Here is a 12,467-nt window from a genome sequence, read left to right on the forward strand (position 1 = left end):
CTCCCGCCTATTTCCGGTTCAAGACGGCCTGGATTTTTTTCCGCAACTCAACATTCACGGCTTCCACGGAGCGGTTGCCGTCCACGATGGTAAATCCGTAAGTCGCCTGGAGTCGTTTGAACTGGGTTTCCATCAACGCCTGGTATTGCAGGAAGCTGTCGAACAAATCGCGCGACAGGCCCAGGTCCATGCCGCTTTCCCAGTAATCGAGCGCGTGGTTCTTGGCGAAATTGCGTTGCACCAGTTGTTCCGGCGAAACGCTGAGATAAAAAACCGCGTCCGGCACCAGGGCGATGCCGTAAATATTTTTCAACCACGCTTCGTCCATGCCGCGCGCCATGTCGCGTGCCATCAGCGTGTAGATGTAGCGATCGGCCAGCACCATGAAACCCGCTTTCAACGCCGGCAAAATGATGTTTTCAAGTTGGTCGGCGAAATCCGTCGCGTAAAAAAGGCTGAGCGTGGTGTGGCTCAGAATATTTCCCTCCTGCGCGCGATCCAGTTCCTCACTGACCAAGGTGGAACGTTTCAACCCCACTTGAACCGTGGCGTGACCGCGGCCTTCGAGCCACTCGACCAGGCGGGCGATCTGAGTCGAGCGACCCGATCCGTCCGCACCCTCGACGACGATCAACTTGCCCGCCAATCGTTCCGGCGCCACGTTCGGGATGCCGTGCCCATAAAAATCGCGGCGTGAGCGCCGCGGCACCGCGATGGAGCGATTCAGGTTCGGCTGGCGACGGCTGCGAGATTTTTGCTTCATGGCTGTGACTGGTTTAAGGCATCTTCCGGCGCCACGAACTGCGAAAGGTCAATCTTGCCCGCCACCAACTCGCGCAACTCGGATTGTTGCGCTTCGACCGGCCGATTGGCGTCGATCACCAGAAAACCAAACTCCGCGCTCATGGCGAGATATTGTTCCAGGATACGCCCCTGAAAAATGCGGAAACTTTCGTATGGATCGCTCGATAGCCGCAAATCCATTCCCGCCTCAAAATATTTCAATTCCGGCCGGCCTTCCAAAATACGTTGCAGCGCGACCTCCAACTGCGCCCGGAAGAAAAACGTCATGTCCGGTAGCGCGGCAAAATTGTAAATGCCCCGCACCCATTCCGGCGGACAACCCCGCACCGTGTCCCGGGCGAAAGCCGTGAATATGTAGCGATCACACAACACGATGTAACCCGCGCGCAAGAGCGGCACGAGTTGCCGTTCATAGCGGTCGGCAAAATCTGTTGCGTGAATCAAGCTGAACGTCGTCGGCGTGAGCAACTCCCGCTTCTTGCCTTTGGTGGTGGCGCTTTTGACGAGCGCCGATGAATTCCATTCGCTGAAAAAAACCTTCAACCCCTGCAACTCCAGCCAGCGCTTGAGCAGATAAATTTGCGTGGACTTGCCCGAACCGTCCAGCCCTTCCACGGCGATCAGGCGGCCGGGAAAATTCAACTGAGCAAAAGTTTTTAGCATCGTTCAGGGAAAGTATGCCTCGGTGTAGCGGAGAGAACAACAATTCAAATTGGCAGTAAGATCAGCGCGCGCTACTTGCATTGAGCTAGACTCTTCGTCAGCGCCACCGCCCCGAGGCTTGCAAAGCTGACGCAAATCGGCTTAGAGTCCGGTAAATCCATTAAGCGCATAACTTCAGTCAAACGTTCTTAACTTGTTCACACCATGAAACAAATCCTCCCAAACCTGCTCGGCTCACTCATCATGTTCTGGATTCTCCACACTCCGTATTCAACGGCGGTCGCCCAAACCACGGCGTTCACCTATCAAGGCCGGCTGAACGACAACGGCGCGCCAGCCAATGGCCAGTACGATTTGCGGCTCGCTCTCTTTGACGCGGCCAACGACGGCGCGCAAAAAGGCAATGCCATCACGAATATCGCGACGGGCGTCAGCAACGGCCTGTTTACCGTGACGGTCGATTTTGGCAATCAATTCTCCGGCGCGGATCGCTGGCTGGATATTGCTGTGCGCACGAATGTCGGCAGCGCGTTCACCGCGGTGGCGCCGCGTCAACTCATCACTTCCGCGCCGTATGCCATCAAGGCGGCTGGCGTGGATGCGGCAGGCATCACCGGCACGATTTCACCGGCCCTCATCGGTTCGGGTTCGTTCAGCGGCTCATTTTCTGGCAACGCCGCCGGGCTGACCAACCTTGAGGCTTCGCAATTGAGCGGCACCGTGCCGGCCTCCGCGCTGGCGAACGCTTGGAAACTTACCGGGAACTCCGGAACCATTTCGAATACACATTTTCTGGGCACGACTGACAGCCAGCCTTTGGAATTGAAGGTGAATGCCCAACGCGTCCTGCGCTTCGAGCGCGACACGAACACTGTCGTTTTCGGTTCTCTCATTCCAAACATCATTGGCGGTTACGAAAGCAACATCGTCACCAAGGGTGTTGGCGGCGCAACGATTGCCGGCGGCGGCGGCCCTCAATGGTACGGAGCGACCCTGCCACACCAGGTCGGCGGCGCTTTCAGCACGATCGGTGGCGGCGTGGGCAATGTGGTGCTGGGAGTGGTGAGTACCATTGCGGGCGGGGAACGGGGGTTCATTGGGTCCAACGCCTTCAACGCCTTCATCGGCGGTGGCGCCTATAATTCAACTGAAGCCTACGACGCAGCAATCCCCGGCGGCAGAGGTAACAACATCGGCGACAGCTCCTCATCCAGCGTCATTGGCGGCGGCAGCGGCAATAGCATCGGAACGAATTCCTCATCTAGTGTGATCGGCGGCGGGAATTTCAACAGCATTTCTTATAACGCGGCAAACGCAGTCATACCCGGCGGAAACAACAACGCGGTAGGGGCTGGGGCGTTGTCATCGTTTGCCGCCGGGGCTCAGGCGAAGGTCAATCACGCCGGTACCTTTGTTTGGGCCGATCGGTCCGGAAGCGATTTCGTTTCCACCGCTGCCAATCAATTTCTGGTTCGCGCCACCGGCGGTGTTGGCATCGGTACCGCGTCGCCCGGCGCACAACTGGAAGTGCGTACGACGGCCGCCAATGCGAATGCCATCCGATTCGGTTACGCCAGCGCCGGCGCCAGCGGCAATCTTATCGCCGGTCTCGCTCGCGTTTCCATTGCCACGGATGACTTGGTCGAGCGCTTCGTCATTCGGCAAGGCTCGGGGAACGTCGGCATCGGGCTGACCGGACCGACTTACCAGTTGCAACTCAACACCGATTCCGCCGCCAAACCCAACGGCGGCTCGTGGGCCAATTCTTCCGACGCGCGACTCAAACGCAACATCGCGCCACTGACCAACGCGCTGGAGCGGTTGAACCGGCTGCGCGGAGTGACCTTCGAGTGGGTGAACCCGGAGGACCACGCCAATCAGCACGGACCGCAGGGCGGATTCATCGCACAGGAAGTCGAAAAGGTGTTCCCGAAATGGATCACGGAAGTGGACGGCGCGGAACACGACCGGACGCTGACGGACAACCGCAAGATCAAAAGCCTGACATTGCCTTTTGAGTTCGATGCGCTGGTGGTGGAAGCGATCAAAGAACAGCAGGCGCAGATTCAAACGCGCGACAGGGAGATCAACGAATTGAAGCAGCGCCTCGCCGCGCTGGAGCAAAGATTTTCCCGGCTCAAGCTCAACGTCGAATGACTTTATCTGCGATGCAGAAGTGCAAATTGCCGTTGAAGCTGAAGTAGCCCACGCAACCGCCAACGGCCCGCGCGTCGTGCCTTCTCGCCCCGTGGGATAGGCCACGGCTCGCACAATGGCGTCCGCCGACGAATTATCCCACGGGGCAAGTTCGGCGATGATCTGCATGGCGCGAATCTTCGGTGCGCCGCTCACCGTGTCGGCTGGAACTGTGCGGGAGTTGCGCGCATTTCGGTTGACCGTTGCTTTGGCGTCAGGTAGCAATCATTCGTCTCCACCATTTCTGGTTCGTTGGCCGTGAATCTCAAATCTTGGCGACATGGTTCTCGGAATCGTAATTCCACGGCCCGTTGAGCTATGAAAGATATTGTTCATTTTCTGTAAAAGTGTGCCAAGGATGCTCTTAAACAACACAAGCTGGACAATGAGCATGTCGCAATTTCGCGCAGCAAAGACCCTTTTCGCCTCGAATCTTCTTCTAATGTTGGCGGTTTGCGCGCACGGTGACGGTGGTCCCGGTTATGCGCTCAGTTTCAACCCCACCAGTTCCGTTTCTGTTCCACACGACTCGGCGCTGAACGCATACCCAATCACGATTACGGCATGGATTGAGACAGTCCAGACTTTCGCGCAGGCCGGAATTGTTACCAAGGCCACGTCCCCAGGAGCTGAGGGCTGGCAGGTGGATCTTGATTTCGGAACCCTCACGGCTTTGTATCAGACGCCAAACGGTTCGGTCGGAAGCGTTGGTTCACCCCTTGCCGCAACCGGCATAGCCGACGGAGTGTGGCACCATGTGGCTTTCACCGTGGATGCAACCGGTGGCCGCCTTTACGTGGATGGGGTGCAGCGAGATTCGCGCGCGTGGACCGGCGCGCCTGGCCCAATGTCCGCCACGACTGCCGTAACTCTGGGAAACTTCCCCAGCGGCGGCAATCTCTACGGATACGAGGGTTTTCTCGACGAAGTAACGATCTGGAACACCGCGCTCACTCAATCGCAGGTTCAATCGAACATGAGTCGCAAGCTGACTGGCAACGAGCCTGGCTTGCTGGCGTATTACCGATGCGATGAGAATGCAGGTTCCGTCCTCGGCGACAGCGCGCCCTTGGCCGGCACTAATTCGGGCACCCTCAGTGGCAATGTGTACTTTGTGCCGTCCGACATACGGCCATTTGCTCCTTTTGTAGAAACGCTGCCTCCAAGTGGCGTTAACGGACCCACGCCGACCTTCAACGGCATCGTGAATCCGGAAGGAACAAACACTGTGGTTTGGTTCCAATGGGGCACGACCACCAATTACGGCACCACCACCGCGCCGCAACCGGTCGGGAACGGCATCCTCAACACGAACTTCAGCCAGCCACTGACTGGCCTGTCGCCCGGCGTTTATCATTTCCGCGCGGTCGCCTCGAATTCCCTGCAGGTGGTGTCCGGCACGAACCAGACCTTCGAGAGGTTCGCGTTCTACGACGCGGGGTTCGATCTTCCGGGCACATTATCCGGCTCCGTGGAGTGGGGCGATTACGATAACGATGGCCGTTTGGACATTCTGCTCGCGAGCGTGGGAACCAATGGAACTGCGGAAATCTGGCGAAACACCGGCACTACGTTTTCGAATATCAACGCAGGATTGGCCAGCGCTAATACCAACGGATATACTAACCTCACCTCTGCTCGCTGGGTGGATTTTGACAATGATGGCCGGCTGGACGTTTTTCTCACCGGGTTCGCGACAGCCGCTCTGTGGCGGAACACGGGAACGGGCTTTTCAAAAGCTGTAACGTTTCCCGTTATTCCGGTTGGGACAATCAGAGGCGCGTTGGGAGATTACGATAATGACGGTCGAACCGATGTAAGAGTAGCCGCCAACGACACAAACACGCTTTGGCGGAATTCGATCGGCGGCTTCTATGTTCCCAGCCAGACGGTTGTACCTGGTCAGGCCGTGGAGCCTATGCTATGGGGTGATTTCAACAATGACGGGCGCTTCGATTTTCTCTTTGGCGCGCAACTCTGGCGAAACATCGCCGAAGGCAACGACGCTATTTTTACCAATGTGCCTGTTCCGTGGCCTACGTTCAATGCCGGTGCCAATGCCGCTGCCTGGGGAGATTTTAACAACGACGGCTTACTCGACTTGTTGTTGATGTCGGTGGCAAATAACGGCACCAACTCGATCCAGATCTGGCAAAACACCGGCTCAGGATTTACCAAGTTTCTGGAACTGCCGGAGTTCTCCGCGTCGTCGTTGGCCTGGGGTGACTATGACGGCGATGGAAACCTGGATTTCGTCGTCACTGGAGAGCGATCCGACTATTACCAGCACTACGTAACGGAATTGTGGCGGAACACCGGCAGCGGTTTTTCAAAAATCGACACGGGCCTGCCCGGCATTCGCGCCAGCGCCGTCGCTTGGGGAGATTACGACAACGATGGCCGGCTTGACTTGATTCTTTCGGGCGCTACGAACAGCCTGTATGGCACCATCACACGAGTATTTCGGAACAACACCATTGCCTCGAACACTCCGCCTGCCGCGCCGACCGGCCTGACGTTCACGGTATTGGGCGGCGAGGTCGGCTTCGCATGGAACCCTGCGACCGACGCGCAAACGCCGTCCGCCGGGCTGACTTACAACCTTCGCGTGGGCACCGCTCCCGGTGCGGGCGATGTGATGACAGCCAACGCGGCGAGCAACGGCAAACGTCGTCTCTCCGGGATGGGCAACGTGCAGCACAACCTTTTCTTCCCGTTGCGAAACTTGCCGGTGAACCAACCGCTCTACGCCAGCGTGCAAGCCGTGGACACGTCGTTCGCCGGCTCGCCATTTTCGGAAAAGAGTTTTGCCTTTAGCCTCGAGGTGACGCCGCCCACCGGCCCGGTTTCCGGTGACACAGATGGAGACGGCATCGTAAGCCAGGCCGAACTGGATGCGGTGCTGGCGAATTATTGGCCTTACGCGCCCTGGCTCCAGATGACGAACGTCGCCGGACTCGGCGGAACAAACGTGACATTTTCACTGAGCAATTCCACAGCGGGCGCATTCAGTGTTGAATATTCGACCAACGTTGTGGATTGGTATTTCCTCGGCCCGGCCATCCCGCGTTATCTTTTCACTGACACCAATGCGCCGGCCAATCCGCAACGCTATTATCGTCTGCGTTGGCCGTAACCGAAGCCTCACTAGGTTTTCGCAAACGTCTCCGCCAGCGCCACGGCTTTGAGCATGGCTTTGCTCTTGTTCACCGTTTCCTGAAATTCCGCTTCCGGTTCGGAGTCGTTCACCCAGCCGCCGCCGGCTTGCACGTAGGCTTTGCCGTCCTTGAGCAGCGCGGTGCGGATGGTGATGCACGTGTCCAGATTGCCGTTGAAGCTGAAGTAGCCCACGCAACCGCCATACGGCCCGCGCGTCGTGCCTTCGAGATCGGCGATGAGCTGCATGGCGCGGATCTTCGGCGCACCGCTCACCGTGCCCGCCGGGAACGTGGCGCGCATCAGGTCATAGGGCGTTTTGCCGGCGGAAAGTTTTCCTTCCACGCTCGACACGATGTGCATCACATGGCTGTAACGCTCAATGATCATCAGGTCGCGCACCTGCACGCTGCCGAAATCGCACACACGCCCGATGTCGTTGCGCGCGAGGTCCACGAGCATGACGTGTTCGGCGCGTTCCTTCGGGTCGGCGAGCAGTTCCTTTTCCAGCGCAGCGTCCTCGGTCGGCGTCTTGCCGCGACGGCGCGTGCCGGCGATGGGCCGAATCTCCACCTTGTTGTCCTCGCAGCGGACATGAATTTCCGGCGACGCGCCGACGAGTGAAAAGCCGTCCAGTTCGAGCAGGAACATGTAAGGCGACGGATTCACCGAACGCGCCGCGCGGTAAACGTCCACGGGCGATGCCTTGGTTTCGACGCTGAAACGCTGTGAGCCGACGACTTGAATGATGTCGCCCGCCGTGATGAACTTCTTCGAGGCCTGAACGTTCGCGAGAAATTTGTCCTTCGGTGTGTTGGACTTGAATGGGACGGAGGGCACTTCCGCCGGCAGCGTTACGGGATGATGTTCGATTGGCTGTTCGAGCAACGAAACGAGTCGTTCGATTTCGCCAACGGCGTTTTCATAAGCGTCAGCTGCGCTGGTCGAGTCGTCGAGCACGGCGTTGACGAGGATCGTGATGGTCTGCGCCACGCGGTCGAAGATGAGCAACTGATCCGCGACGAGGAAAACCATCGTGGGCGTCTGCAGTTCATCGTTCGGCGGGCGCGGCACGATTGGCTCAACGTCGTGAATGAATTCGTAACCGATGAAGCCGACTGCGCCGCCGGTGAAGCGTGGCAAACCGGGCACGTCCACAGGGCGAAATTTCTTCAGCGTGCGCTCGACAACTTCGAGGCCATCGCGAACGGTTTGCCCCTCACCCGGCTTCGCCACCCTCTCCCCATCCGATGGGGAGAGGGACGGGGTGAGGGGTTGCGGTTCAACAGAAAACTTCTCCACCACCTTGCCATTCTCTCTCACCTCCACGCGTGCGCCAGTCTGTTTGATCACCGCACGCGGATTACAGCCCACAAACGAATAGCGGCCCAAGTGTTCGCCGCCTTCAACCGATTCAAAGAGAAACGATTCGCCCTGCCCCCGGATTTTTTTGTAGGCCGACAGCGGCGTTTCGATGTCAGCGAGAATGCGGCGCGTGACGGGGATGAGATTTCCCTGCGTCGCAAGTTTCAAAAATTCGTCCAGCGTCGGTGAATGCATGAACCAGTTGCGCGGCAAATTAACTCGAAGCGCGCCGCAAGCGCCAGACCGAAAGCAGCGTGTAAATGGCCACGGCCAGCGCGTAGGCGATGATCCCCAGACCAACAGCGAGCGCAACCAACTGTCCGTCCGTGAAAAAAATCAGGACCGCTCCCACGCCGGAAATGAGCGCGGTTTGCGCCAATAAGCAGAGCAGATAAAGCGAGATGCGGGTTTCCTGCAACCGTTCGACATGCCAGTTGCGATATACTTCTTCACCCAAAGACCGCATCAGCCAGGCGGATTGAAAATTCCGCGCCGCCACGAGCACGCTGGTTGTGCTGATCACGATGGCAGGCAGGGGCCAGCCGGCAAATGTCACGCAAAGAACCAGGTTGACCACCGCGCCCCATTTCCAGCCGAGTTTTTTCGCCAGCGGATTGCCTTCCAAAACCAGGTTCGGCGTGGCGATCCAGGTGCTCAGAAAATCCATTCCGCGGGCAAAGACCAGCAGCACGAGCAAAAAGAAATACTCGCGGCTGGCGAAGGGAACTGGGTCATCCATAAATTAAGCTCCAAGTTCCAAGCTCCAAGCTCCAGAGAACATCCAACATCCAAACTTCATTTGAGACGGAGCAACGGCGGTTTTGGGCTTTGGTGCTTGGTGTTTCTCTGGAGCTTGGATGTTGGTGCTTGGGGCTTCTTCAGGTTTCACTTCTTTTTGTACATTTGCTCCGGCGTTTCCAATTGTTTCTCCGTCACGCGAAACGTTTCGCCCTTGCCTTCGACCGAGCGGAAGAAACAGGATTTGTAGCCTTCGTGACAGGCCGCACCAATTTGCTCGACTTGAATCAGCAACACGTCGCCGTCGCAATCGAACGCAATGTCTTTTACCTGTTGGGTGTGGCCGCTGGTCTCGCCTTTCATCCAGAATTTCTGGCGCGAGCGGCTCCAGAAAACCGTTTTGCCGGTCGCGATGGTTTTTTCCAGCGAGGCGCGGTTCATCCACGCCATCATCAACACGCGCTCGGTTTTTTGTTCCTGGACGATCGCGGGGATCAATCCGTTCGAGTCAAATTTCAATTTGTCGTAAAAGCTCATGCGGCACGCATTTTAGATTTGCGATGGGCGATTTGCGATTGAAAAGAAGTTGAAATCGGGAAATTCGCGTCAAAGACCGTCAGTTCACTAACAACACAATCACCATGCCCGCGACGGTCGTCAGAATCGTGACCGGAATGCCGAACTTGGCGTAATCCCAGAAGCCCACTTCCGCATGCCCCCGCGCCGACTCGACGACGATGATGTTGGCCACCGAGCCGAGGATGGTGAGGTTGCCGGCAAACGTCGTGGCGAGCGCCATGACCTTCCACATCAACTCTGGCTGTGCGAAATTGCCAATCCATTTCCCGGCCACGAGCACAAACGGTACGTTGGAGAAAACGTTCGAGCCGAGCGCGGAGAACCACGCAAAATTCCACGCCTGACTGGGCGCCGACGTTCCGAAAACGCCCCGCACCTTGTCGTAGGCCTGATCGGGCAGGCCCGTTCCATTCAATCCCTCAACGACGACGAACAGCGCCGCGAAGAAGACCAACAGATGCCAGTCCACCAGCTTGAGCACCTCGTGCGTGTCGCGCCGCGCAAGCACCATGATTAGCGCGCCGCCCGCCAGCGCGGTCCAGGGCAGATTCAAACCCGCCATGAACCCAACGAACACCAGCGCCAGCACCACGAGTGTGGTGATCAACAACCGCCGATCCAGCTTGCGCGGTTGTCTTTCGGGCCGATGGATGGCTGTATTGGCCAGAACTTTGCGGAAGCCAAACGAGAGCACCGCGTATTGAATCGCCAGTCCCGCCACCGCCACCGGCAACAGCGAAGCGGAGAATCGTAGGAAGGGAATTCCTGAAAGATGGCCGATGATCATGTTTTGCGGATTACCCACCAACGTGGCGACGCTGCCGACGTTGGCGCTCATCGCCAGCGCGAGCAGATAGGGTGGGAGCGGCAACTTGCCCTTGACCATTACGGCCACGACCAGCGGCGTCAGCATCAGGCACACCGTGTCATTCACAAGCAACGCCGACAGAATCCCCGACGTGCAGATCAGGTAAAGCAGAAGCGATTGCGGTGTCTTGGCCTTGCGTAGGATCCAGTCCGCCGCCCAATCGAAGAAGCCCGCGAGGAACAGATACGCGGCGATGATCATCATCCCCAGCAGCAGCACCAGCGTGTCGTAATCCACCGAGTGATACACCCGCTCCGGCGTCATCACGCCGCACGCGACCATCAAAACCGCGCCGAGCAAGGCGGCGGCGGGCCGGTTCAACGGCAGCACCTTCAACCGCCGCCCGCTGATCAGCAGGTAGGTGAAGCAGAAAATCGCAATGGCTATGATTTCTTTTTCCATGGAGTTCTCAGGTTCTTGTTCTGAGCCTGATTCCGCGCTTCACCCTTCGATCCCGGCATCATTTGGGCCTTCAGAAAGTGTTCCGCTCACTCGTATCGAGTGTCCCCAAAATAAATCTCCGTCGTCATACCAGAATTCGAAACTGCCGTTCGGATTAACCGTAATTGAGTTAAGCGACATTTTGCTCTTGAACTGCTCCCGACTTAGTTCCTCTTCGTCTTCGCCCAGCCAAGTGTCGTTCTTCAGGTCAAGCAGTTTGGTCACCGCATATTCGGCGATTCGCTCGCTCCAATCGCGTTGTGAGTTCCAGAGCGCTTGTGCAAGTGCGAGTGACTGTTTGATTTCCTTGGACTCGTCCGTGGATAGGCTCAGCCTGATATTCTTTGAAGCCCAAGAAATCTCAGCTTCGTACCAGTTGACGCGACGATCCAAAGTGAAAACGCCAAACCGCTCGTCTCTATAAGTTACGGGCTTCTGCAATTCTAAAGCGCACCGTCGAAGATCCGCATCGGAGTCCTTTCCAATAATTTCGACCAGCAATCCCTGCGGTTTGCCAAAGGCGTTTTGTTCGGCTACACGGGCACGCACGCGAACGCAATCGTATGGCGCGAATTCCTTCATAACCGAGTTGAGTTCTTTTTCAGTGACCTCCTTGCGGATTGTAAGCTTCCCGTTTTGGATGTTGTCGTCGGCATATTTCCATGCTTCAAAGGTCAACAACAGAATCCAAAGTCCCTTGCGGTCTGAACTACCGCCGGCCACTCCGCCGGCTTGAACCACGCCCAGAACCTCAGTGATGGGACTTTGGTTCAACTGCACCATCAATTGTTCTTCGAGGCTGGCCATTACAGTCTCACGGGAATGTTTTGCTTCGCCAAAAATTGTTTCACATCGCCGACGGTGTAGGTGCCGAAGTGGAAAATACTCGCGGCGAGGACGGCGTCGGCTTTGCCTTCGAGCAGCACCTCGGCCATGTGTTCCAAACTCCCCGCGCCACCGCTGGCCACCACCGGCACGCCCACGGATTCGCTGATGCGTCGCGTGATGACGAGGTCGAAACCGGCTTTCGTGCCGTCGGCGTCAATCGAATTCAAGACGATTTCGCCCGCGCCGAGCGACACGGCGCGTTTGGCCCATTCCACGGCATCGAGGCCGGTGGCTTTGCGGCCGCCGTGCGAGAAGACTTCCCATTTGTCCGGCGCGACGCGCTTGGCGTCAATCGAGACGACGATGCATTGGCTGCCGAACTTTTCCGCGCCATGCCGGATCAGGTCGGGATTGGCCAGAGCGCTGGAGTTGATGCTGGTCTTGTCCGCGCCCGCGCGCAGCATGGTGTACATGTCGTCCACGGACTTGATGCCGCCGCCGACGGTGAGTGGCATGAAGCATTGATCCGCCGCGCGTTCGATCACGTCCACCATCGTGCCGCGACCGTGCGCGGTGGCGGTGATGTCGAAAAACACCATTTCGTCCGCGCCCTGTTCGTTGTAGCGCAGAGCGAGTTCGACGGGGTCGCCGACGTTGCGCAAGCCCCCTTTCTCGGCGACACCGAACTGGACGCCGCGAGTGACTTTGCCGTCGTGAACGTCGAGGCACGGAATGACACGTTTGGCGAGCATGACGTCATTCAAACTTGGAATTGCGAAAGAATCAACAGTTTGCTGGATGCTGCTGAATCACGTCGAAACACCGGCGA

10 protein-coding genes are annotated in these 12,467 nt (G+C 57.7%); 2 read left to right on the plus strand and 8 right to left on the minus strand.

Annotated features, from left to right (window positions below; translation table 11 throughout):
* Positions 1-7: 7 nt before the first annotated feature.
* Together HY298_24570 and HY298_24575 are read right to left on the minus strand one after the other, a co-directional pair.
* Positions 8-763, minus strand: a complete 756-nt coding sequence (locus HY298_24570; protein ID MBI3853434.1) for a thymidylate kinase — start codon at positions 761-763, stop codon at positions 8-10.
* Positions 760-1,467: a thymidylate kinase gene (locus HY298_24575; GenBank protein ID MBI3853435.1), complete on the minus strand. Its 708-nt coding sequence runs from the start codon at positions 1,465-1,467 to the stop codon at positions 760-762. Before HY298_24575 ends, HY298_24570 begins: the two co-directional genes overlap by 4 nt.
* A gap of 204 nt (positions 1,468-1,671) precedes the next feature.
* On the opposite strand from HY298_24575, the gene HY298_24580 reads away from it, so the two are divergent.
* On the plus strand, positions 1,672-3,624 hold the full coding sequence (locus HY298_24580) for a tail fiber domain-containing protein (GenBank protein ID MBI3853436.1): 1,953 nt from the start codon (positions 1,672-1,674) through the stop codon (positions 3,622-3,624).
* A gap of 430 nt (positions 3,625-4,054) precedes the next feature.
* A complete protein-coding gene (locus HY298_24585) occupies positions 4,055-6,799 on the plus strand; it encodes a VCBS repeat-containing protein (GenBank protein ID MBI3853437.1) in 2,745 nt (914 codons plus the stop codon).
* 11 nt (positions 6,800-6,810) lie between these two features.
* Here the strand turns inward: HY298_24585 and trpE are convergent, their stop codons facing one another.
* From trpE to hisF, 6 genes are all read right to left on the minus strand, one after another.
* Complete coding sequence (trpE, locus tag HY298_24590) at positions 6,811-8,379, minus strand: anthranilate synthase component I (GenBank protein ID MBI3853438.1); 1,569 nt, start codon at positions 8,377-8,379, stop codon at positions 6,811-6,813.
* Positions 8,380-8,398: 19 nt separating this feature from the next.
* Complete coding sequence (locus HY298_24595) at positions 8,399-8,923, minus strand: hypothetical protein (protein MBI3853439.1); 525 nt, start codon at positions 8,921-8,923, stop codon at positions 8,399-8,401.
* 146 nt (positions 8,924-9,069) lie between these two features.
* A complete protein-coding gene (gene hisI, locus HY298_24600) occupies positions 9,070-9,459 on the minus strand; it encodes a phosphoribosyl-AMP cyclohydrolase (protein ID MBI3853440.1) in 390 nt (129 codons plus the stop codon).
* A 79-nt stretch (positions 9,460-9,538) separates the two neighbouring features.
* Positions 9,539-10,771, minus strand: a complete 1,233-nt coding sequence (locus HY298_24605; protein MBI3853441.1) for an anion transporter — start codon at positions 10,769-10,771, stop codon at positions 9,539-9,541.
* Between the two features lie 39 nt (positions 10,772-10,810).
* Positions 10,811-11,551: a DUF2262 domain-containing protein gene (locus tag HY298_24610; GenBank protein MBI3853442.1), complete on the minus strand. Its 741-nt coding sequence runs from the start codon at positions 11,549-11,551 to the stop codon at positions 10,811-10,813.
* A gap of 65 nt (positions 11,552-11,616) precedes the next feature.
* Complete coding sequence (hisF, locus tag HY298_24615; protein ID MBI3853443.1) at positions 11,617-12,390, minus strand: imidazole glycerol phosphate synthase subunit HisF; 774 nt, start codon at positions 12,388-12,390, stop codon at positions 11,617-11,619.
* Between the last annotated feature and the right edge of the window lie 77 nt (positions 12,391-12,467).

It is taken from the genome of Verrucomicrobiota bacterium (genome assembly GCA_016200005.1).
Taxonomy (GTDB): Bacteria; Verrucomicrobiota; Verrucomicrobiia; order Limisphaerales; family PALSA-1396; genus PALSA-1396.

Excerpts from the sequence above, each read along its gene's own strand:
- HY298_24570 (MBI3853434.1), bottom strand. The coding sequence starts at position 763 with ATGAAGCAAAAATCTCGCAGCCGTCGCCAGCCGAACCTGAATCGCTCC.
- HY298_24575 (MBI3853435.1), bottom strand. The coding sequence starts at position 1,467 with ATGCTAAAAACTTTTGCTCAGTTGAATTTTCCCGGCCGCCTGATCGCC.
- HY298_24580 (MBI3853436.1), top strand. The coding sequence starts at position 1,672 with ATGAAACAAATCCTCCCAAACCTGCTCGGCTCACTCATCATGTTCTGG.
- HY298_24585 (MBI3853437.1), top strand. The coding sequence starts at position 4,055 with ATGTCGCAATTTCGCGCAGCAAAGACCCTTTTCGCCTCGAATCTTCTT.
- trpE (MBI3853438.1), bottom strand. The coding sequence starts at position 8,379 with ATGCATTCACCGACGCTGGACGAATTTTTGAAACTTGCGACGCAGGGA.
- HY298_24595 (MBI3853439.1), bottom strand. The coding sequence starts at position 8,923 with ATGGATGACCCAGTTCCCTTCGCCAGCCGCGAGTATTTCTTTTTGCTC.
- hisI (MBI3853440.1), bottom strand. The coding sequence starts at position 9,459 with ATGAGCTTTTACGACAAATTGAAATTTGACTCGAACGGATTGATCCCC.
- HY298_24605 (MBI3853441.1), bottom strand. The coding sequence starts at position 10,771 with ATGGAAAAAGAAATCATAGCCATTGCGATTTTCTGCTTCACCTACCTG.
- hisF (MBI3853443.1), bottom strand. The coding sequence starts at position 12,390 with ATGCTCGCCAAACGTGTCATTCCGTGCCTCGACGTTCACGACGGCAAA.